The organism is Protofrankia sp. CiP1_Cm_nod2 (assembly GCF_920664355.1).
GTDB lineage: Bacteria > Actinomycetota > Actinomycetes > Frankiales > Frankiaceae > Protofrankia.
In genome coordinates, this window is record NZ_CAKKTL010000001.1 from 16,070 (window position 1) to 37,716 (window position 21,647).

Sequence of the window (21,647 nt, forward strand, 5' to 3'; positions counted from 1 at the left end):
AGACATCCCAGTTCGGGCGGCACGCTTCAGGCACCCCAGTCCAGGCAGTCCGGTTCAGACAACCCGGTCAGGCGGAGAAAACCGTGTCAGAAGAACCTGCGAACGCGGCCGGGCCCACCGATGCCACGGTGGGCGCCACGCCCATCCGGGTCTTCCTCCTGGATGATCATGAGCTGGTCCGCCGCGGGCTGCGTGATCTTCTTTCTGAGGAGCCCGACATCGAGGTGGTCGGCGAGGCCGATCACGCCGACGGGACGGACCGGGCGATCCTCGCCGCCCGGCCCGATGTCGCGGTGCTGGACGCGCGTCTGCCGGACGGCAGTGGCATCGAGGTGTGCCGGCAGGTCCGCTCCCGCAACCCTGCCGTCGCCTGCCTGATCCTGACCTCGTTCGACGACGAGGAGGCCCTGTTCACCGCGATCATGGCGGGTGCCGCCGGGTACGTCCTCAAGCGGGCCCGCGGTACCGCGCTGGTGGACGCCGTGCGGCGGGTCGCGGCGGGCCGCTCCCTGCTCGACCCCGCGGTGACCCCCCGGGCGCTGCGCCGCGCGGAGCAGGAGCCCGTCCACGACGAGCGGCTCGCCACCCTGACCGAGCAGGAACGCCGCATCCTCGCGCTCATCGCCGAGGGCCTGACCAACCGGCAGATCGCCAACCGCCTGTTCCTGGCGGAGAAGACCGTGAAGAACTACGTCTCCAGCCTGCTGGCCAAACTCGGGCTGGAAAGCCGGACCCAGGCCGCCGTCTTCGCCACCAAGCTCGCCCACTGACAGCGGCTCGTCCGCTGACGAGAGCCCACCGGCAGCGGCTCGTCCGCCGACGAGGGCCTGCCCGCGGAGGATCGTCGCGCGCCGGTGCCCACCGGCCAACGAGCATATAATTACTCTCGGTAGCTACCAGTCGAGCCGTGCCAGGCCGCGTAATGCCGCCGCGGCAGGCACGCCCACCCGGCTGCCGGTGCCCACCGGGGCTGCCGCTGAGGCTGCCCGCCGATACCACCCGCCGAGGCCACTGGCTCCTGAGGCCGTCCGCCGCCGGGGTGTTGCTGGCGGCCGAGGCCGCCTACCGTCGGACGGCGTGCCGTGGCGCCGTCGCGCAGCCGGCCGGATACATCAACAGAAGCACATGGATAAAAATGCTGCGACAATTCGCCGAGTCGACGGCCGCTCCGGAGTCGACCTGGTCCGCGTCGTGGAGGGTGACACCTTGATCAATAAGGTCCTGGTCGCGAATCGCAGTGAGATAGCCATCCGCGTCTTCCGTGCCGGGCACGAGCTGGGCCTGCGCACGGTTGCCGTCTACACGCCCGAGGACGTGGGCTCGCAGCACCGGACAAAGGCCGACGAGTCCTACGAGATCGGCAAGCCCGGCCACCCCGTCCGCGGCTACCTGGACATCGACGCCCTGCTGGCGGTGGCGAAAAGGGTCGGGGCGGACGCCCTGCACCCGGGATACGGCTTCCTGTCCGAGAGCGAGGCGCTGGCGCACGCGTGCGAGCTGGCCGGGGTCACCTTCGTCGGCCCCCCGCCATCGGTGCTGCGGCTGACCGGGGACAAGGTCGCCGCCCGCGAGGCCGCGGTGGCCGCGGGCCTGCCGGTGCTGCGGGCCTCGGCGCCGGTGACCGAGCCGGCCGCCGCGCTGGCCGTCGCCGAGGCCGTGGGCTTCCCACTGTTCGTGAAGGCGTCGGCGGGCGGCGGTGGCCGCGGGCTGCGCCGGGTGAACCGTCCAGAAGATCTTGAAGACGCGGTGACGAGCGCGATCCGGGAGGCGGCGGCGGCCTTCGGGGACGGCACGATCTTCCTCGAACAGGCCCTCGACCGGCCCCGGCACATCGAGGTGCAGGTCCTCGGTGACGCCACCGGCGAGATCGTCCACCTCTACGAGCGGGACTGCTCGGTGCAGCGGCGCCACCAGAAGGTCGTCGAGGTCGCGCCCGCTCCCCTGCTCGACACCGCCGTGCGGGACCGGCTGTGCGCGGACGCGCTGGCGTTCGCCCGGCACGTCGGCTACGTCAACGCCGGCACGGTGGAGTTCCTCGTCGCCGCCGACGGGTCGCACACCTTCATGGAGATGAACCCTCGGATCCAGGTCGAGCACACCGTCACCGAGGAGGTCACCGGCGTCGACCTGGTCGCAGCGCAGCTACGGATCGCCGGCGGCGCCACCCTGGCCGACCTGGGCCTGTCCCAGGAGTCGATCAACATCCGCGGGGCCGCGGTGCAGTGCCGGGTGACCACCGAGGACCCGGCGGACGGCTTCCGCCCGGACACCGGGAAGATCACCAGGTACGAGTCCCCGGGCGGCTCGGGCGTCCGGCTGGACGGGGCGATCTACCAGGGCGTGGAGATCACCCCGTACTTCGACTCACTGCTGGTCAAGGTGACCGCCCGCGGGGCCGACCTGGGGCAGGCCACCGCGCGGGCCCGCCGGGCGCTGGCGGAGTTCCGGGTCCGTGGCGTGCGCACGAACGTGAAGTTCCTGCAGCGGCTGCTGGCCGAGGAGGACTTCCTCGCCGGCCGGGTGACCACGTCGTTCCTGGACGAACGGCCGGGGCTGTTCCTCGGCGACGGCGGCACCGACCGCACCAGCCGGCTGCTCGACCGGCTGGCCGCCAGCAGCGTCAACGGCCACCGGCGGCCGGCCGCCACGCTGATCGACCCGGTGGGCCTGCTGCCGGCCATCCCGGCCGGGGCGGCGCCGGCCGGCTCCCGGCAGCTGCTCGTCGAGGCCGGCCCGCGCCAGTGGGCGGAGCGGCTGCGGGCCGAGACCCGGCTCGCGGTCACCGACACCACTCTGCGTGACGCCCACCAGTCGCTGTTGGCGACCAGGCTGCGCACCACCGACATTCTCGCGATCGCCCCCGCCTACTCCCGGCTCCTGCCCGGCCTGCTGAGCCTGGAGTGCTGGGGCGGGGCCACCTACGACGTGGCGCTGCGCTTCCTCGCGGAGGACCCGTGGGAGCGCCTCGCCGCCATCCGCGAACGGGTCCCCAACGTCTGCCTGCAGATGCTGCTGCGCGGCCGCAACGCCGTCGGCTACACCCCCTACCCGGACGACGTGGTCCAGGCGTTCGTCGCCGAGGCGGCGGCGACCGGCGTCGACATCTTCCGGGTGTTCGACGCGCTGAACGACATCGAGCAGATGCGGCCGGCGATCGACGCGGTCGTCGAGGCCGGCGCGGTCGCCGAGGGCACCCTGTGTTACACCGGCGACCTGGTGGACCCCGCGGAGCGGATCTACACCCTCGACTACTACCTGCGCCTGGCCGAACAGCTCGTGGCCGCCGGCGCGCACGTCCTAGCGATCAAGGACATGGCCGGGCTGCTGCGGCCGGCCGCCGCGCGCGTCCTGGTGGCGGCGCTGCGGGAGAACTTCGACACCCCCGTGCACGTCCACACCCACGACACCGCCGGTGGCCAGCTGGCCACCCTGATCGCGGCGGCCGAGGCCGGCGCGGACGCCGTCGACGCCGCGTCCGCGCCGCTGTCGGGCGGCACCAGCCAGCCGAACCTGTCCGCGCTCGTCGCCGCCACCGACCACACCCCGCGGGCGACCGGGATCAGCCTGGCCGCGCTGTCGGCGATGGAGCCGTACTGGGAGGCGGTCCGTGACCTCTACGCGCCGTTCGAGGCCGGGCTGCGGGCGCCGACGGGTGCGGTCTACCGGCATGAGATCCCCGGCGGGCAGCTGACGAACCTGCGCCAGCAGGCGATCGCCCTCGGGCTGGGCACCAAATGGTCCCAGGTGCAGGAGTGCTACGCCCTGGCCAACGACCTGCTCGGCAAACCCATCAAGGTCACGCCTACCAGCAAGGTCGTCGGGGACCTGGCGCTGTTCATCGCCGGCGGTGACATCGACGTCGCCGTGCTGCGTGAGCATCCCGAACGCTACGACCTGCCGGCCAGCGTGCTGGGCTACCTCGCCGGCGAGCTCGGCACGCCACCGGCCGGCTTCGCCGAGCCCTTCCGCGAGCGCGCGCTCGCCGGGCGGCAGCCGGCCGCGCCCGTGACCGGCCTGGAGCCGCAGGACGCGGCCACCCTGCGGGTGGCCGGAGCGGGCCGGCGCGAGACGCTGTCCCGGCTGCTGTTCCCGGGGCCGTGGAACGACTACACCGCCGCCGTGGCGGCCTACGGCAACGCCGCCACGGTCCCCACCGAGGAGTTCTTCTACGGCCTCACCCCGGGCCGGCCGGTGACCATCACCGTGGAGCCCGGTGTGGAGGTCATCGTCGAGCTCAACGACGTCGGCGAGCCCGACGACGCGGGCATGCGCACCCTGTACCTGCGGGTCAACGGCCAGCCACGGCCGGTGTCGGTGCGGGACGCCTCGATCGCGACGGTGTCCAGGGCGGCCCGGCGCGCCGATCCCGGCGACCCGGCGCAGATTCCCGCGGGGCTGCCCGGGCTGGTCACCTACACGGTTGCCGTCGGTGACCAGGTCCGCAAAGGTGACCGGCTGGCCACCATCGAGGCCATGAAGATGGAGGCCGCCGTCACCAGTCCGCACGCCGGGACCGTCACCGAACTGGTCCGCTCCTCCGGCGTCTCCGTCGAGGTCGGTGACCTCCTGCTCGTGGTGGCCCCCGCGCCGGTCCCCGGCTGAGCAGCTTCTTCAAGATCGCCCTGATTGGTACGACTCCGGGCAGGGTACCGCTAGCACGTGACTGTACCCATAGCACGCTCCGCATGCGCGCAGCGCCCCGGTCAGCGATCCCGAGAACAGGGGCCGCTGACCGGGGGAAGGACTGTGTGTTTGGTGCGGGAGCATGTAGTTCATCCGGTGATTTTTCTTTGTCGAGCCGGCCGTAGCCAGGCACGGGAGTACCCGAGGAATGGAGTCGTACGCCAGTCAGACAAATATGGAGGTACGCGGGGCCCGGGACGGGAGAATACGGTTCCGCGTACTCGGGCCATTGGAGGTGTACGGGTCTGACGGCACACTGATCGATATTCACCAGCACAAGCCGCGCGTGCTGCTCTCACTGCTGCTCCTCAATGCCGGGACCTGGGTGAGCATCAACCGGATCTGTGCCGTTCTATGGGAGGACGAGCCGCCGAGATCATCGTTCGGAAACATCAAGACCTACGTGTCCCAGTTGCGCCGGGCCCTGCCACCCAACCATGCCGAGCACAGCAGAATCGAAAGCCGGTCAGGCGCGTACCGCATCAACTTGGCACCCGGAGAACTTGATGTGTCGGTCTTCGAGAAGATGGCATATCGTGGCCGGGAAGCATTGCACGGCGGAGCCGACGAGAGCGCCCTCGAGTACTTTCAGGAAGCGCTGGGGCTATGGCGTGGCCAGCCTTTCGATGAATTGCCGGAGGACACCACCCTGGCCGAGGCGGCACGCATGGAGGAGCAGCACTGGGCGGTCCTGGAGGACTTGATCGACGTACACCTTTCCCATGGTCATTATGACGTCGTCCTGCCCACGTTGCGCGCGCTCACCATTGAATATCCCCTGCGGGAGCGCCTGTGGGGCCAGCTCCTGCTCGCGCTGCACAGGTCGGGTCGTCGCGCCGAAGCCCTGTCCGCCTACCAGGCCGTGTACCGGTTGCTGACCAACGAGCTCGGCATAGAGCCAGGTGCGGACCTGCGCCGGCTTCATCAGCAGGTACTGGGCGGCGACCTCGACGTGGGCCAGGACTGACGGCCGGGGAGGAAGGACGCGGTAGACGCCGCGCCACCAACGGATGTACGGGGACTGAACCAAGGCTGAACCTGTCGCCTGCAAGGTGGAAGGTGGCCGGTTGTCCAGCGCGGACAGCAGGCCGGCCCGGATAGAGATCGGTGCGGCCGGTGAGCGGCCGGGCCGCCCGTTCAACATCACAAACTCCGAGGGGGAATTTCGATGAAGGCTCCGTACCAGCCACCGGCTCTTCAACGAATCGGTGCCTTCTCCACGGTGACCGAAGGCTACTACGGCTACCACCGGCGTAACTACTACGGCGGGTACCACGGGTACCGCAGGTTCCGCGGGTTCCGCAGGTTCCGCTACTAGGGGCGCCATCACCGCCGTTCAAGAACGGGCAGGGAAACGGCGGTCGTCCGCTCCTGGCCAACACAGTGCGGAAGTTGGAGACGGCGGGTGGCGACGGCCCGGGCCGGGTGTCACCACCCGCCTTATTCAGTCATACCCACCATTGGGAGGGACGGTTCGACAGGGAATTTCGACAGGGAATGGTGTGGCACCCGGACAGCCGCCGGAGAAAAAATGCTGACGCTACGGGAGAACATCGTCCATACGGAAACCGACTACGGGACCGCGCTCCTGGATGAGCGCAGCGGTCAGTACTGGATGCTCAACCCGACCGGGACACTCGTATTGCGGGTGCTGCTCGACGGTGGTAGCGCCGCCGAGGCCGCCGATTCGGTGGTCAGAAGTTACGACGTGGACGCGGCCACCGCGGACCGGGATGTACAGAGCCTGCTGGACGGGCTCCACACGGCCGGGCTTGTCGCAACCGGCACCGCTTCCCGACCGGACACCGCTTCCTGACCAATGACGCGCTCTGGCGGATCCATCGGGCGCGCGTCGACGGAGCCGCAGAGGAGGCAGAGGAGGTGGCACCGCGATGAGCATGCCGATGTCGTTGGAGCGCCGAGGAGGAAAACTCCCTCTACGGCGACGGCCGCTAGCGATGGCCGCGGTCGCAACCGCCCGGCTGCTCGCCACCCAGCCACCCGGCCGGATCCGCTCCGTCCTGACCTGGTTGCGCCGAGGCGCCACGCCGGCCGGGTATCAGCAGGCGTTGGCCGCACGGGATGCCGTCACCGCGGTGAGCATGGTGTGCCGGGGTGCGCGGGGCTGCGTTCCCCGTTCCGTTGCCACCGCCCTGGTCTGCCGGGCTTCGGGGGTCTGGCCCACCTGGTACGTCGGCGTGCGCAGGGTCGGCCCGTTCGCCGCACACGCCTGGGTGGAGGCGGACGGGGTGATGGTGGGTGAGCACGAGCTGGCCGGCTACTTCCGGCCGCTTATCGCTGTACCTCCGGAAGGTGCCACGGTGTCAGGCGCCACGGTGTCATGAGTGCCATCGGCGAAACGAGTGAGGAGACCGCGGTCGAGCCGCCGCCAACGCCGACGACGCCGGATCGGGACAGCAAGCAGCGGAACCGTGACGCGCTGCGAGTCGGTGGGTTGTGGCGCCTGCTTCGCGGGCACGGCCGGCCGATAGGCATCGCCACCGCGCTGACGGTACTCGGGACCGTCCTCGGGGTCGCGCAGCCGCTGCTGGTGAAGAACGTGATCGACGCCGCGCAGGCCGGCGGCGTTCCCGGCTCGCTCGTCGCACTGCTGTTCGTGCTGTTCGTCGGCCAGGCGTTGGCCGACACCCTCGGGAACTACCTGCTGGAACGCACCGGTCAGGTAATTCTGCTCGGCCTGCGGATCCGGCTGGTCGATCACCTTCTGCGGCTGCGGGTCGGGGTGTATGACAAGCAGCGCATGGGCGACCTGATCTCCCGGGCCAACAGCGACACCATGCTCGTCCGCGAGGCAGTGGCCTACAGCTTCTCCGCGCTCCTCACGAGCGCGGTTGGTGTCATCGGCGCGGTCGCGATGATGATCTGGTTGGACGCGTTGCTGTTCCTGTTCGTGCTGCTCGTGGTCTCGCTGGCCGGGGCGATGGTTCTGGGCGTGCTGGTGCGCATCCGCATTGCCTCGGAACGCGGCCAGGCCAGCGTCGGAAGCATGACCGCGGACCTCGAGCGGGCGCTCGCCGCGATCCGCACCGTTCGAGCCAGCCGCGCCGAAAAGCGCGAGAGCGAGCGCATCGGCGGCCACGCCCGGGACGCCTACCGTGCCGGGGTGCGGATGGCCAAGTTGGAGTCGGTCGTCGCCCCCTCCATGCAGTTGGCCGTCCAGGGCTCGGTTCTGGTGGTGTTGTTGATCGGTGGGGTGCTCGTCGCAAAGGGCTCGACGTCGCTGGGTGATCTCATCGCCTTCCTGCTCTACGCCACCTACCTCGTCATGCCGCTGTCCGAGCTGTTCGAGGAGGCGGGGACGCTTCAACGCGGAATGGGAGGGCTACAGCGCGTCAACGAGGTCTTCACGCTCCCCCGCGAGCCGGACAGCGCCGGCCAGGACGAGAACAGTGCCGGAAGGCCCGGAAGGCCCGGAAAGCAGGGCCCGGTTCAGGCTGCCGGCGGGCTTCAGGTCCGGGCCAACAGCGCATCGGGCAACGGCCGGGCTGCCGGACAGCGGGGTGACACCCCGTCGATCGAGTTCCGCGACGTATGGTTCGGATACACCGACGAACCGGTGCTGCGGGACGTTTCGTTCACAGTGCCGTCTCGCGGCCACATCGCGCTGGTCGGCCGGTCAGGTGCTGGAAAGTCCACCGTTCTCCAGCTCATCGAGCGCTTCTACGAGCCGGACCGCGGGAAGATCCTGTTCGGCGGCCGGGAAGTGGGTGCGATCGACCGCTCCGCGTCCCGCACCTGGGTGAACCTGGTCGAACAGCAGACCCCGGTGTTGCACGGGACGCTCCGTGACAACATCGCCTATGCCGTGCCCGACGCAACCGAGGACGAGCTGCGCTGGGTGGTCGGCACGGCGGGCCTCGCCGAACTGGTCGCGCGGATGCCCAACAAGCTGGACGCCGAGGTCGGTGACCACGGCGTCCAGCTGTCCGGCGGGGAACGTCAACGGGTCGCCATCGCCCGAGCCTTGCTGGCCCGGCCCGCCGTGCTGCTCATGGACGAGCCAACCTCTCAGATGGACTCCCTCAACGAGAGGGCACTTACCCGTGCGATGCGTGAGATTTCAGCCACCAGCGCGCTTCTGGTCATCGCGCACCGGATCTCCACGGTTCGCGCGGCCGACCGGATCATCGTGCTCGACGAGGGAAAGGTGACGGCCACCGGCCGCCACGAGGAGCTGATGCGGGTGAGCCCGCTCTACCGGGAGCTCGCATCCAGCCGGCTGGACGCCGACACGCGGGCCCCGGCCGGGCATCCCATATAGATGGAATGGAGCGATGGGCAGAGCGTCGGTGAACGGGCTGGAAGAGGATGCGGCGGAAGGATCCCGCGGGCCGGTGGCCGTCGGCTCCGGCAGCCGCGGGTACGCCTGACCGCATCGCCCGCGGCCCCGGAAGAAGGGCTGGCCCGTGCCGGCCGTCAGCTCGCGGTGCTCGTCGAGCCCGTGACGCTCGCTCCCCGTCGGCTTACCGAGGCCGACCAGTCGGCGGACGGGACAGGATCGAGGGGAACAGCCGTCGTACCGTTCCACTGGTAACGCACCGTCGCCGCGCCCCCGGTGGAGCAGCACAGCGGGTCATCGGGCCGGTAAAGCTGGTAGGACAGCGCGACGACGTCGCCGGTGGACCACAGCCATTCGACGGCCGCGCTCGGCAACTGGGTGCCGGTGCCGACCAGACGGCCGCGGTGGAAGAGGAACGCCTGCTGGGGATGGCCGTCCACGGCGGCGGTCCACCGTCCGACAATCACGCTGAGGTCGTTGTCCGGGCGGTAGCCGGCCGTCCCGGTGGGGGTGTAGCCGTGCTCCCGGACGACCGCCACGGCGGCCGTCTCGGTTCCGTCAGCCCCGGAAGCGGCCTGGGAGACCGGTGCGGACACGGGCTCGACGGACAGGGACGTCCCCGGCCCGAGTGGCTGCGGCTGTGGCGCCGACGCGGCGAGAACACGCCCGTCACCCCACCCGGTCAGCGCGACCGTGACGGCCACCAGGGTGGCCACAAGACAACGACGAAAGGCCATGACGTCCCCTCTCCCCTGCCCGCTCTCTGCCTTGCCCACGCTCTGTCCTGCCCGTTCCCCGGTCCTGTCCGTTCCCTGTCCTGCCCGCTGCCCGCGTGTCAGGGCCGGCTCCCCGCCGTGACCCGGGCACCCGCTGGCGGGGATACCCGTTTCACACCCGTCTACTCGGCCATTCGTCTTCCGCTGCCTCCGGCCGGCTGTCTCTGGCCGGCCCAGCCGGGACAGCCAATAAATCGACGAAAAGGTAAAACGAATGCCTGGTATCACGACCAGGTGTCGGAAGAACAGCCATCGGAACACAAAAACCACCGGAGCACGGACGAAAGAATACGGACACCTACAACGATGCGGACAGCCGGGGCGGAAAAGGAAACAAACCGGTACGGTACGGCACCCGGGCGCGTCACATGTTATCTGGACTGTCCGCCCTGCTGGTGAGCCACACGCGGCACATGCGCGTTTCCGCTGTCTTCTGCCGGACATGGCCGTCCCGGCCATGAGAGACCGGCCCGGCCACCCCGAGACCGGCCCGGTCGCCCGGGCCAGACCGGTCCGCGCGCGATGCCACGAGCGCGATACCACGGAGGTGGCACCGCATGTAAGCGCCCAGGAGACGCCGCGCGTAGGCGCGCTGCGGGGCCGGAGCGCGCGCGGCGCTACGAGGCGGCCAGGAAACGGTCGAGGACGCGGACGCCGAACCGCAGCGACTCGACCGGCACCCGCTCGTCCACACCGTGGAACATGCCGGCGAAGTCCAGGTCCGGCGGCAGCAGCAGGGGCGAGAAACCGAAGCAGCGGATACCGAGCCGGGAGAACGACTTGGCGTCGGTGCCCCCGGAAAGCATGTAGGGGACCGGGCGGGCAGCCGGATCCTCGGCCTTCAGCGCGCCCGCCATCGCGTCCACGAGCGGACCGTCGAAACCGGTCTCCAGCGCCTGGTCGAACACGACCCAGTCACGCCGGACGGCCGGGCCGATCAGCTCGTCGAGCTGGCGGAGGAACTCCTCCTCCTGGCCGGGCAGGAAACGGCCGTCCACGTGCGCGGTGGCCTCCCCCGGAATGACGTTGACCTTCTCCCCCGCGTCGAGCTGTGTCGGGTTCGCGGTGTTGCGGATGGTCGCCCCGATCATCCGGGCGATCGGGCCGAGCTTGGCGATCGTGGTCTCCAGGTCGTCGGCGTCGATCTCGATACCGAGGGCGTCGCCGATGGAGTCCAGGAACGTCCGGACGGTCGGGGTCAGCACGATCGGGAAGCGGTGCCGGCCGAGCCGCACGACCGCCTCGCACAGTGCCGTGACCGCGTTGTCGTCGCTGACCATCGAGCCGTGCCCGGCCCGGCCGGCGACGGTGAGCTTCATCCAGGCGATGCCCTTCTGGGCCGTCTCGATGAGGTAGAGGCGCAGGTCGTCGGAGACCGTGTAGGAGAAACCGCCCACCTCGCTGATCGCCTCGGTGCAGTCGGCGAACAGGTGCGGGTGGTTGTCGACCAGCCAGCGGGCCCCGAGCCGGCCGCCGGCCTCCTCGTCCGCGACAAAGGCAAGAACAAGGTCGCGTGGTGGCCGCCGGCCGGAACGCAGCAGGTCACGGACGACCGCGAGCGTCATCGCGTCCATGTCCTTCATGTCGACCGCGCCGCGCCCCCACAGGCTGCCGTCGACGATCTCGCCGCTGAACGGGTGGACCCGCCAGTCCGCCGGGTCCGCGGGCACCACGTCGAGATGGCCGTGGATGAGCAGCGGCGGACGGTGCGGATCGGCGCCCTCGACCCGGGCGATGACGCTGGTACGGCCGGGCTCGGACTCCAGGATGGTGGTCTGAAGGCCGACCTCGGCGAGCTTGGCCGCCACGTATTCGGCGGCGGCCCGCTCGTTACCGTCGCCGTTGCCCCGGTTCACCGAGTCGATACGCAGCAGGTCACGACAGATCTCGACGGCTTCGTCCTGCGCGGCCGCGCTCACCGGCGCTGGGCCTGCGGCTGCCGAGCCCGCGGTCTGTGGCCGGGCCGGGGGGATGTCGTCGGACGCGGGGAGATTGCTCGCCATCAGACCAGTCTGCCAGCCCGTCCGGCCCGGGCACCCATCTGCACCCTGTGGAGCTGACCGCGGCGAGTGCGTAGCCATTACGGGTCCGTCGTAGATGGTTTTTGGTTTTTTTGGAGATCAAAAATCGACGAGGACACGTCAACACCGTTGACTACAACGTGACTTACCCGCCGCGAGCAGAGGATCCCGCCCTGGCTACGGCTCGAGGTGGCAGCGCGGGCCCGCGCCCTGCGCGCCGAGGACGTCGTACGGGTTGACCAGCGCGCAGCGGTCTATCGACAGGCAGCCGCAGCCGATGCAGTCGGTGAGATGGTCGCGCAGCTGCTCCAGCCGCCGGATGCGGGCGTCGAGCTCCGCACGCCAGCGGGTGGACGCCCGTGCCCAGTCCTCCCGGGTGGGACTGTGCTCCTCCGGCAGCACGGCGAGGACGTCCCGGATCGTCGCGAGCGGTATGCCGACGCGTTGCGAGGCGCGGATGAAGGCGACCCGGCGCAGGACGTCCCTGCCGTAGCGACGCTGGTTGCCGGGGGTGCGCCGGGCGCGGATGAGGCCCTGCCACTCGTAGAAACGCAGCGCCGAGGTCGATACACCGCTGCGCGCGGCCAGCTCGCCGACCGTGATCTCCCGGACTTTCCGGACCGGCTGTGTCATGCGGACCACGGTAGCTTGACTTAAACCTTTATTGAGCTCTCAGGCTGGTGTCCAGGACGAGATCAACAAGATCGTCGGTCGTGGTGCCGTTGGAAACCGCCGGGAACCGAGGAGGACCTGCCATGCCAGAAGATCAGTTGCGGCTGGCCGTGATCGTGGGCAGTACGCGGGAGGGCCGGTTCGCGCCCGTGGTGGCGAACTGGTTCACCGGTCAGGCCGAACAGCGCGACGACCTGGCGCTCGACGTCGTCGACCTGGCCGAGGCACGGCTGCCCGCCGTGCTCACCAGGCAGCCGCCGCCCGAGGTGGCGGCGCTGGCCCCGCGGCTGGACGCGGCCGACGCGTTCGTCGTGGTGACACCGGAGTACAACCACTCCTATCCCGCCGCCCTGAAGAACGCCATCGACTGGTACTACACACAGTGGCAGGCCAAGCCGGTCGGGCTCGTCTCCTACGGGGGCCTGGCCGGCGGGCTGCGCGCGGTGGAACAGCTTCGCTTGGTATTCGCAGAACTACATGCGGTAACTATTCGCGAAACGGTCAGTTTTCACAACGTGCGGGAGAGGTTCGACGCCGCCGGCCAGCCGAAGGACGCCACCGGCCCGGGCACCGCGGCCAAGACCATGCTCGACCAGCTCGTGTGGTGGGCCCGGGCACTGCGCGACGCCCGGACGGCCCGCCCCTACGGCACCTGATCCCGCTCGGGCCCCGCTCGGACGGCCTCCTCGCCCGTCGTTACCCGGCAGGCGGGGCAGGCCGGGCAGGCCGGCGGAGCCGGCCCAAGCGCCTGCCGCCCATGGCGTCGATCTCCCCGGCTCAGCCGCCCGCCGGCCGGCTCCCCCACTCCCCCGCTCCCTTCCCGCCGCCTCGCCCCGGGACCTGCGGAATTACCGCGCGGGAGCGCATCGGGATCATTATAAGAATTCATCTTCATGATGATCGTTGCCGCTCGCCAGAGCCTGTCGTTCATCGCTCCGAAATGTAAATTTTGCAGGCGTTGGGCTGCCGCGACGTCCATCTCCGCACGTACCACGGCGGCGGCTGGCACACTGTGTCCCACCCTCTGGAGACAAGGCGAGGATGATGACACACTCGTGCCGGTCGCCCATCCGCCGGACTCGTTTTCCGGCGGCTCGCGGTGTTCGCGTTCGCTTTCGTCCCGGCGTGGCGGGTGGCCGGGGCCGCGTCACGACGCTCACAGTCATCTCGGTGGCTGTGATCCTGCTCGCTCAGGCCACACCGGCCCAGGCCGCGGACTCCACCCAGTACGGCCGTGACTCCTCCCGCGGCCTCGGCGTCGCCGTTCCGTTCAGCGGTTTCACCGACCGTAACGGACAGGCGGTCCCCATCTCGGGCGCGGTCGGGGTCGACCTGGTCCTCGGCTCGACCGCGCAGCCGTACCTGCCATGCCAGAACTACAATCCGCAGACCGGCACCGGCGACACCTTCATAAACGCCTGTGAGGTACGCGGTAGTTACACCACCTACACGCGCTTCGCAACCGGCCAGGGTATTCTTTTTCCGCACGGATACTTCATGCCCGACGTCCAGCCGGACTACGTCAATGGTGGTTCGCTGCGCACCGACTGGGGCGCCCGAACCGCCGGGCTCTCGCTGGAGTTCTACCCGGACGTCGCGCTCGACCAGGAATACGTCCACTCCCGTTTCTACGTGGACTATTTCAACTACCGGGCGAACGGCTGGACCTACTCCTACCACGTGGGAACGATCAAACTCGTGACTCTCGCGGATCCGGGCACCACCCGGATCATCGGCACCGTGACCCGCAACGGGGCGGCCCCGGCCGCGAAAGAGATCAAGTTCACCATCTTCGGCGGTGACGCCCGCTCCTCCGCCGACTACCCGATCTCCTCCTTCGCGGTCACCTACAGCAACGGCACGGACTGGACCAGCGGGGCGATGTACGCCGGGGCGCAGCGGGTCACCGTCGACGACACGGCAACCGGCCACCAGTGCGTCTACGATCTGCCGCGCATCAGCGGCCCGGACAACCGGCTGGACTTCGACGTGGCCCGCCCCGGTTTCGGCCGCGGCGGCGGGCACTGCAACTTCTAGGGCGCCGCGGCTCCCCAGGACACCGTGGCTTCCGGCAAGGTACCTGTTCCGACAGGGCGCTCGGCTTCCACTAGGTTGAGTCCCCTGGTACGGACCACGCCCGCGGTCGAGGACCGCTGATCGGCTGTTCGACGGTTGTCATGATCGCCGAACAGCCGATGCCGGTGCCGGTGCGCCTGTCGGCTCCTGTCGACGGGCACGGGTGTGGCCCACAGCTGTTCCGCTGACACAGGAGGCTGACACGCAGCGCAGTCATGGCACCGGCACGGAGCCATCCTCTCCCTCTCTCCCTCTCCCTCCCCCGCCCACGGGACCGGCGATCCGGTCGACGGACGGGGCCGCGAGCGGGCCCGCGACGGGACGGGTACGTAAGTGGCTGCCGCTGCTGACGGTCTGTCTCGGCACCTTCATGCTGCTGGTCGACGTGACGATCGTGAACGTCGCCCTGCCGGGCATGGTGGTCGACCTCGACGCGTCGTTCGCCGCGTTGCAGTGGGTCGTCGACGCCTACGCGCTCGCGCTGGCCGCGCTCGTCCTCGGCACCGGCTCCATCGCGGACCTCGTCGGCCACCGCCGGGCCTACGTCGTCGGGCTCGCGGTGTTCGCGGCGTCGTCGTTCGCGTGCGGCATCGCGCCGAGCCCCGCGGCGCTCATCGCGGCACGCGCCGTACAGGGCGTCGGCGCCGCGGCCATGTTCGCGACGACGTTCGCGCTGCTCAACAGCTCCTACACCGGACGCGACCGCGGCAGCGCCTACGGCCTGTGGGGTGCGGTGTCGGGCGCGTCCGCCGCCATCGGCCCGATCATCGGCGGGCTGCTCACCGAGGGCGTGTCCTGGCGGTGGATCTTCTTCGTCAACCTGCCGGTCAGCGTCATCGCCATCGTGCTGTGCGTGTTCGTGCTCACAGACGCGCACGAGCCCGCCCACAGCAGGGTGGACGTCCCCGGCATGGTCACGTTCACCGCGGCGGCGGCGGGCACGACGTACGCGATCATCCGTGCGAGCGAGGAGGGCTGGTCCAACGCGCTCACCTGGTGGCTGCTCGCGCTGGCGGCGGTGCTGCTCGCCCTCTTCGCCGGCATCGAGTCGCGGTCGCCGCACGCCATGCTGGACCTCGCGCTGCTGCGTGACCGCGCGTTCGTCGGGGTGCTCGTCACGGGCGTCCTGCTGACGTTCGCCGCCTTCTCCGCGTTCGCCTACACCTCGATCTGGCTGCAGTCCGTGGTCGGTCTCAGCCCCATCGAGGCCGGGCTGACCGGTGTGCCGCTGTCGGTCATGGCGTTCATGGTCTCGGCGTCGACCGGCCGCCTCCTGCACGGCGTACGGCCCGACCGGATCCTCGGCGGCGGCCTGCTGGTCGTCGGCCTCGGCGACGCGCTCGCCGCCGGGCTCGTCCACGGCTCGGCGAGCTGGCCGGCGCTCATACCCGGTTTCGTGGTGATCGGCATCGGGGTGGGGATCGTGACGCCCGCGCTCGGCTCGGTCTCGATGGCGCTCGTGCCCGTGCGGCGCGGTGGCATGGCCGCCGGCGCGGTCAACACCGCGCGGCAGCTCGGTTTCGCCTTCGGTATCGCCGTCCTGGGCAGCGTGTTCGCCGCCCGCGCGCAGCGCAGCCTGTCCGGGCGCGGCGTCGAGGACGCGGCCCGCACGGCCCGCGCGGTCGCCGGCGGCCAGACGGCGTCGCTGCTGCACACGGCCCCGCCGAGCACCCGGCACGCCCTCGACACCGCCGTGCACGCCTCGGCGGTGACCGGTGTCCAGGGGGCGTTCGCGGTGGCCGCCGCGGCCGGCCTGCTCGCCGGCGTCCTCGTCCTCGTCCTGATGCGCCCCACCCGTCCGGCATCATGATCTGAATATTGATGATCCTAATGTTGTGACCATCGGAACCAGAAGATCAAATCGCGGGCCGGTGCCGTCAACGGCGTTGACTATCAAGGGGCGCGCCCGGCCATCCGACCGGGATCGATAGCCGCGGGGACTGCGCATGTTCGCCGAGGGCACCGCGGCGGCGGCGGACGCAGCGGCCGGGTGGCGGGCTGCCATACGCCTCGCGCTCATCCAAGATGCTCTCATTCATGAGCGTATCTTGGATGAGCGTCTACCGAGGGGATGTGTGTGACCGGGTTCATCGGGCGTGATCGAGAGCTCGCGGCGCTGGGCCGGATACTGCAACGGGTCGAATCCGGGGGGCGGGCCGGTCGTCCGGGCCGGGCGGTTCTGATGCGGGGACGACGCCGCGTCGGGAAGTCACGGCTTGCCGAGGAGTTCGTCGCGCGCGCGGGGGTCCCGTACGTGTTCTTCACCGCCTCCGCCCAGCCCGACACCGCGACGGATCTGCGGCTGTTCACCGAAGCGGTCCGCGGCTCCACCCTGCCGCGCGCGGACACCTTTCACGATCAACAGCCCCGGTCCTGGGACGCGGCACTGCACCTGCTCGCCGACGCGCTCCCGACGGACCGGGTATGCGTCGTGATTCTTGACGAAATGCCATATTTGATCACTAATGACGCGGGTTTTGAAGGCACGCTGCAGAAGCTGTTCGACCGCGAACTGTCCCACCGGCCGGTGCTGCTGCTGTGCATCGGCTCGGACCTGGCGATGATGGAGGCGCTGAACAGCTACGGCCGGCCGTTCCACCAGCGCGCCACCGAGATGGTGATCCCGCCGCTCAACCCGGCCGATGTCGCCGACATGCTCGGTCTCCCGCCCGCCGACGCCTTCGACGCCTATCTGATCACCGGCGGGCTGCCGCTGATCCTGGACGAGTGGCCGGCCGGCGTCCCGGTCGACGGCTATCTGAGCGAGGCTCTCGCGGATCCGACCTCGGCGCTGCTGGTGAGTGCCGAGCGGGCGCTCGCCGCCGAATTCCCGGTCGAGGCGCAGGCCCGCGACATTCTCGGCGCGATCGGCTCCGGCGAACGGACCTATTCACTGATCGGACGGGCCGCGGGTGGGATCCCGGCCGGCTCGCTGAGCCGGGCGCTTCGGTTGCTGACCACGAAACGCCTGGTCGAGGCCATGGTCCCGCTGTCGACCCAGCCATCCCGAGAAACCCGGTATGTGGTCGCCGACCCGTATCTGCGATTCTGGCTGACCTTTCTCGGCCCCAATCTCGCCGAGATCGAACGTGGTCGTGGCGACCTGGTCCGTGCCAGGATCGCGTCGTCCTGGAGCACCTGGCGCGGCCGCGCGATCGAGCCGGTTATCAGGGAGTCGCTGCGGCGTCTGCCTCCCGGGCCGCTGCCGGACGGGACGAACGTCATCGGCGGCTACTGGACCCGGACCAACAACCCCGAGATCGACATCGTCGGCGCGGACCGGGCACCGGTCGCCAGGCGCGTCACCCTGGTCGGCTCCATCAAGTGGCTGAACAACCGCGCGTTCGACCCGCACGATCTGGCCCAGCTCGTCGCCCATCGCTCCCGGCTGCCCGGCGCCGACGACTCGACCCCGCTGCTCGCGGTGACCCGCGCCGCGACGACGATGGACGGGATTCTCACTCTCGGCCCCGAGGATCTGCTCGCGGCGTGGCGTCCCTGATACACGGAGTAAAAAACCGGCGGGATGCCGTCAACATCGTTGACTATCTTGTCCTCGGCGCGACACGGCCGCCACGCCTTTACCGATACCCCCTATGGGTATAGAGTCGCTACCGCTGTAGATACCCCTGGAGGGTATGAGTGGGTGGAGGTGCGGATGAGCGCGGGCCACGGCTACATCGGGGACAAGGACGACTACCTCAAGCGGCTGCGGCGCATCGAGGGCCAGATCCGCGGCCTGCAACGGATGGTCGAGCAGGAGGAGTACTGCATCGACATCCTGACGCAGGTCTCGGCGGCGACGAAAGCGCTACGCTCGGTCGCGCTCGGTCTGCTCGACGCGCACATGGCGCACTGCCTCGTGCAGGCGGCGGCAGCCGGCGGCGAGGAGGCCGACCAGAAGGTACGGGAGGCCTCGGACGCGATCGCCCGCCTGCTCCGCTCCTGAGCGCCCACAACAACACGACGACACCCAACGACATGATCACGCTTCCACCGCGCCCGGCGCTCGTCCCCGCGTCCGGCAAACCCCGGGCGTGGACGGCGAAAGGCGGCACGGGCCACGGAAGGGACGTGGCTGTGCACCACCGACGACGCCAGGCGCACCCCGCAGTCGATCATGCCTTCCGGAAGGACCAACTGTGACCACGACCACCTACACCGTTGTCGGCATGAACTGCTCGCACTGTGTCGGCGCGGTGAGTACCGAGATCGGCCGGATCCCGGGCGTCAGCGACGTCCGGGTGGACCTGGACAGCGGCGCGGTAACGGTGATCAGCGAACAGCCGCTGGCGGAGACCACTGTCCGGGCCGCCGTGGACGATGCCGGCTACGAACTCGCCAGCCCCAACGCCAGCGCCAGCGCCAGCCGCCAGTAGAGCCGATCGGCGGCAGGGCCGGCCGGCCAGGAAGAAGCCGGCCGGCGAGAACCAGCCGGCGAGAACCAGCGGCATCGGCCGGCAGCATCGAGGCGGGCACGCCACAGCACCGAGGCACCTCGGCAGGGCGCGCCGGCCGAGCGGGAACGGAGGAACGAGCGCGATGAGCGTGACCGCGGATGCCGTGCCGCCCTCGGGCGTCCACGAGATCGATCTGTCGATCAGCGGGATGACCTGCGCGTCCTGCGCGGCGCGCATCGAGAAGCGGCTCAACCGGCTCGAGGGTGTGACCGCCACCGTCAACTACGCCACCGAGCGCGCGCACGTCGTCTACCCGGACCGGCTCACCCCGGCCGACCTGGTCACCGAGGTACAGCGGATCGGCTACCGCGCCCAGCCACCACGGGCGGCACAGGCGATGCGCCTCCTCCCGGCGCCTCCGGCCGGGGGCGGCGGGCCGGGCCGTCCGCCGCGAACCGTCCGGCCGGACGAGGCGCGGCGGGCCGCGGGCCAGGAACAGGAAGGAGAAGGAGGCGCGGAAGCGGGCCGGGCCGCCGCGGCGGCGGACCCCGCGACGGAGCGGGGGAGGCGCGTCGGCCCGCGGCGGCTACGACTGATCGTCTCCGGTGTGCTGAGCCTGCCGGTGCTGCTGCTCGCCATGGTGCCGGCGTTGCAGTTCGACAACTGGCAGTGGCTGTCGCTGGCGCTGGCGGCCCCGGTCGTGCTGTGGGGCGGCCTGCCGTTCCACCGGGCGGCGTGGGCGAACCTGCGCCACGGCGCGGCGACCATGGACACACTGGTCTCCATCGGCACGCTCGCGGCGTTCGGCTGGTCGCTGTACGCCCTGTTCTTCGGTCACGTGGGGACGCAGGGCATGACTGGCATGGTCATGCCCGCCGCGTCAGCCGCCGACCGGGGCGGCGGCGCGGACAGCGTCTACCTCGAGGTCGCCGCCGTGGTGACGACGCTCATCCTCACCGGCCGCTCCTTCGAGGCACGCGCCAAGCGGCGGGCCGGCGCCGCGCTGCGGGCACTGCTCGAGCTCGGCGCCAGGGACGTGACGGTCCTGCGCGACGGTCAGGAGCGGCGGATCGGCGTGGAGCAGCTGGCCGTGGGCGACCGCTTCGTGGTGCGCCCAGGCGAGAAGATCGCCACCGACGGGGTCGTGGAGCAGGGCCGTTGCGCGGTGGACGCGAGCATGCTCACCGGTGAGTCGGTGCCGGTCGAGGCCGGCGTGGGTGACGCGGTCACCGGCGCCACCGTGAACACCGACGGCCGGCTGGTGGTCCGGGCGACGCGGGTGGGCGCGGACACCCAGCTCGCGCGGATCGCGAAACTGGTCGTCGAGGCGCAGAGCGGGAAGGCCGCGGTCCAGCGGCTCGCCGACCGGGTGTCGGCCGTGTTCGTCCCGGTCGTGATCGGCCTCGCGGCCGTCACCCTCGCGGTGTGGCTCGCGCTCGGCGAGGGGCCGACGGCGGCGTTCACGGCCGCGGTGGCCGTGCTGATCGTCGCCTGCCCGTGCGCGCTCGGCCTGGCGACCCCCACCGCACTGCTCGTCGGCAGCGGCCGTGGCGCCCAGCTCGGCATCCTGATCAAAGGGCCGGAGGTGCTGGAATCGACCCGGCGGGTGGACACCGTCGTCCTGGACAAGACCGGGACACTGACCACCGGGCGGATGAGCCTGCTGACGGTCGTCACATCCGACGCCACCGGCACCGGCACCGGCAGTGGCACCGGCAGTGGCACCGGCGGTGGTACCGGCGGCGCGGGCGCCGGCGTCGACGAGGTGCTGCGGCTGGTTGGCGCGGTCGAGGCGGCCAGCGGGCACCCGATCGCGCGGGCGATCGCCCACGGCGCGCGGGAACGGCTCGGCGAGCTGCCGGACGTCGAGGACTTCACCAGCATCGACGGGTTCGGCGTGCGGGGGACGGTGGACGGCCAGAAGATCGTCACTGGTCGTCGTCGCCTGCTCGACGAGTGGTCGATGCGCATCCCCGACGATCTCGAACAGGCGGCCCGGGCCGCCGAACGGGACGGCCGCACGCCGGTGTTCGCCGGCTGGGACGGTGCCGCCCGCGCGGTGCTCGTCGTCGCCGACACGCTCCGGCCCGGCAGCGCGGACGCGGTCCGCCGGCTGCGCGGCCTCGGCCTGGCACCGGTCCTGCTCACCGGCGACAACGCCCGGGCCGCCCACGCGGTTGCCGCGCAGGCCGGCATCGACGAGGTGATCGCCGAGGCACTGCCCACGGACAAGGTCGACGTCGTCGCCCGGCTGCAGGCGCGGGGCCGGGTCGTCGCGATGATCGGGGACGGGGTCAACGACGCCGCCGCGCTCGCCCGCGCCGATCTGGGCCTGGCCGTGGGGACCGGGACGGACGCCGCGATCGAGGCAGCCGACATCACCCTCGTCCGCGGGGATCTCGGCGCGGCCGTGGACGCCGTCCGGCTGTCCCGGCGCACCCTGGCCACCATCAAGGGCAACCTGTTCTGGGCCTTCGCCTACAACGTCGTCGCCCTTCCACTGGCCGCCGCCGGCCTGCTCAACCCCATGATCGCCGGCGCGGCCATGGTGCTGAGCTCCGTGTTCGTCGTCTCCAGCTCGCTGCGGCTGCGCCGCTTCCGCCCCACCGGCCGCGACGCCGCCTCGCCCGCGTGAGGCGGTGATACCACCGAGACACCGCCAGCGTGAAGAAATGATCACAATCTGACGTGGAAGGCCGTTCGCGGCAGCTGTCGAGCC

17 protein-coding genes are annotated in these 21,647 nt (G+C 70.5%); 14 read left to right on the forward strand and 3 right to left on the reverse strand.

Features of this window, described 5'->3' with window-relative positions; all coding sequences use genetic code 11:
- The first annotated feature begins 83 nt into the window (after window positions 1–83).
- The 7 genes from NBW84_RS00075 to NBW84_RS00105 all read left to right on the forward strand — a co-directional run bounded on the left by NBW84_RS00075 (window position 84) and on the right by NBW84_RS00105 (window position 8,965).
- On the forward strand, window positions 84–770 hold the full coding sequence (locus NBW84_RS00075; RefSeq protein WP_445548383.1) for a response regulator: 687 nt from the start codon (window positions 84–86) through the stop codon (window positions 768–770).
- Between the two features lie 439 nt (window positions 771–1,209).
- Window positions 1,210–4,602 (forward strand): pyruvate carboxylase, encoded by a 3,393-nt coding sequence (locus NBW84_RS00080; protein ID WP_250280534.1) that lies wholly within the window; start codon window positions 1,210–1,212, stop codon window positions 4,600–4,602.
- A 316-nt stretch (window positions 4,603–4,918) separates the two neighbouring features.
- Complete coding sequence (locus NBW84_RS00085) at window positions 4,919–5,650, forward strand: AfsR/SARP family transcriptional regulator (protein ID WP_250280457.1); 732 nt, start codon at window positions 4,919–4,921, stop codon at window positions 5,648–5,650.
- 201 nt (window positions 5,651–5,851) lie between these two features.
- Window positions 5,852–6,001, forward strand: coding sequence for a lasso RiPP family leader peptide-containing protein (locus NBW84_RS00090; protein WP_250280462.1), 150 nt, complete (start codon window positions 5,852–5,854; stop codon window positions 5,999–6,001).
- A 213-nt stretch (window positions 6,002–6,214) separates the two neighbouring features.
- Window positions 6,215–6,499 carry a lasso peptide biosynthesis PqqD family chaperone gene (locus NBW84_RS00095; RefSeq protein ID WP_250280464.1) on the forward strand — a complete coding sequence of 95 codons (285 nt, stop codon included), beginning with the start codon at window positions 6,215–6,217 and terminating at the stop codon, window positions 6,497–6,499.
- Window positions 6,500–6,641: 142 nt separating this feature from the next.
- Window positions 6,642–7,028: a lasso peptide biosynthesis B2 protein gene (locus NBW84_RS00100; protein ID WP_445548594.1), complete on the forward strand. Its 387-nt coding sequence runs from the start codon at window positions 6,642–6,644 to the stop codon at window positions 7,026–7,028.
- Window positions 7,025–8,965 (forward strand): ABC transporter ATP-binding protein, encoded by a 1,941-nt coding sequence (locus NBW84_RS00105; RefSeq protein WP_250280468.1) that lies wholly within the window; start codon window positions 7,025–7,027, stop codon window positions 8,963–8,965. The genes NBW84_RS00100 and NBW84_RS00105 overlap by 4 nt, the downstream gene beginning before the upstream one ends.
- 155 nt (window positions 8,966–9,120) lie before the next feature.
- On the opposite strand, the gene NBW84_RS00110 is transcribed toward NBW84_RS00105, so the two are convergent.
- From NBW84_RS00110 to soxR, 3 genes are all read right to left on the reverse strand, one after another.
- Window positions 9,121–9,759 (reverse strand): LppP/LprE family lipoprotein, encoded by a 639-nt coding sequence (locus NBW84_RS00110; RefSeq protein WP_250280470.1) that lies wholly within the window; start codon window positions 9,757–9,759, stop codon window positions 9,121–9,123.
- A gap of 617 nt (window positions 9,760–10,376) precedes the next feature.
- Window positions 10,377–11,762 (reverse strand): M20/M25/M40 family metallo-hydrolase, encoded by a 1,386-nt coding sequence (locus tag NBW84_RS00115; RefSeq protein ID WP_250280472.1) that lies wholly within the window; start codon window positions 11,760–11,762, stop codon window positions 10,377–10,379.
- 195 nt (window positions 11,763–11,957) lie between these two features.
- On the reverse strand, window positions 11,958–12,413 hold the full coding sequence (gene soxR, locus NBW84_RS00120; RefSeq protein WP_250280474.1) for a redox-sensitive transcriptional activator SoxR: 456 nt from the start codon (window positions 12,411–12,413) through the stop codon (window positions 11,958–11,960).
- Between the two features lie 122 nt (window positions 12,414–12,535).
- Here soxR and NBW84_RS00125 point away from each other — a divergent pair, with 122 nt between their 5' ends.
- The 7 genes from NBW84_RS00125 to NBW84_RS00155 all read left to right on the forward strand — a co-directional run bounded on the left by NBW84_RS00125 (window position 12,536) and on the right by NBW84_RS00155 (window position 21,563).
- Window positions 12,536–13,108: an NADPH-dependent FMN reductase gene (locus tag NBW84_RS00125; RefSeq protein WP_250280476.1), complete on the forward strand. Its 573-nt coding sequence runs from the start codon at window positions 12,536–12,538 to the stop codon at window positions 13,106–13,108.
- 514 nt (window positions 13,109–13,622) lie between these two features.
- Entirely contained in the window at window positions 13,623–14,489 is an 867-nt protein-coding gene (locus NBW84_RS00130; RefSeq protein WP_250280478.1) for a hypothetical protein, read from the forward strand.
- Between the two features lie 319 nt (window positions 14,490–14,808).
- The gene (locus NBW84_RS00135; RefSeq protein ID WP_445548385.1) at window positions 14,809–16,338 is read left to right on the forward strand and encodes an MFS transporter; all 1,530 of its coding nucleotides are present in this window, start codon (window positions 14,809–14,811) and stop codon (window positions 16,336–16,338) included.
- Window positions 16,339–16,605: 267 nt separating this feature from the next.
- Window positions 16,606–18,030, forward strand: coding sequence for a DUF234 domain-containing protein (locus tag NBW84_RS00140; RefSeq protein ID WP_250280481.1), 1,425 nt, complete (start codon window positions 16,606–16,608; stop codon window positions 18,028–18,030).
- 156 nt (window positions 18,031–18,186) lie between these two features.
- Entirely contained in the window at window positions 18,187–18,477 is a 291-nt protein-coding gene (locus NBW84_RS00145) for a metal-sensitive transcriptional regulator (protein WP_250280484.1), read from the forward strand.
- Window positions 18,478–18,670: 193 nt separating this feature from the next.
- Entirely contained in the window at window positions 18,671–18,907 is a 237-nt protein-coding gene (locus NBW84_RS00150; RefSeq protein WP_250280485.1) for a heavy-metal-associated domain-containing protein, read from the forward strand.
- A gap of 163 nt (window positions 18,908–19,070) precedes the next feature.
- Window positions 19,071–21,563: a heavy metal translocating P-type ATPase gene (locus NBW84_RS00155; RefSeq protein ID WP_250280488.1), complete on the forward strand. Its 2,493-nt coding sequence runs from the start codon at window positions 19,071–19,073 to the stop codon at window positions 21,561–21,563.
- Window positions 21,564–21,647: the final 84 nt, after the last annotated feature.